The 542-nt window shown below is 42.1% G+C and carries 1 protein-coding gene; it reads left to right on the top strand.

Annotated elements, in window-relative coordinates:
* The coding region (locus ACFINO_RS11535; RefSeq protein WP_375655988.1) for a DnaB-like helicase C-terminal domain-containing protein at nucleotides 1-542 on the top strand (542 nt) is incomplete at both ends.

Raw genomic sequence — 542 nt, 5'->3', positions numbered from 1 at the left:
GGGTTTGAAAACTTTGATACAGCCATTGCAAAAGCACTTAACATGGCAAGCGCTGCAAAAAAGCGTTCCTCACAGCTTTCAGGGATAGCTACCCATATCAAAACCCTTGATGAAAAAATGGGAGGATTACAAGCATCTGATTTAATTATCCTTGCGGGGCGCCCTGCTATGGGGAAAACCTCTCTGGCGACCAATATTGCTTTTAATATTGCTAATGCTTGTAAGCGTGATAACAGCCAAGAAAATGAAGGGGGTATTGTTGGTTTCTTCTCACTTGAGATGTCAACAGAACAGCTTGCAACTCGTATTATCTCAGAACAAATAAAGGTTTCTTCTTCTGATATGCGTCGTGGTAATATCTCAGAAGAGCAATTTACCAACATCATTTACGCAATGCGTTCCTTACAAACAATCCCTCTTTATATTGATCAAACGGGGGGTGTATCCCTTGCACAATTGGCCGCCCGTGCAAGGCGTCTTAAACGACAACATGGTCTAGATGTCTTGATTATCGATTATATCCAACTCATGACAAGCGGTTC

Origin of the sequence: Bartonella sp. AA83SXKL (assembly GCF_042196965.1) — a bacterium.
GTDB lineage: Bacteria > Pseudomonadota > Alphaproteobacteria > Rhizobiales > Rhizobiaceae > Bartonella.
This window is presented reverse-complemented; position numbering and strand designations above follow the sequence as displayed.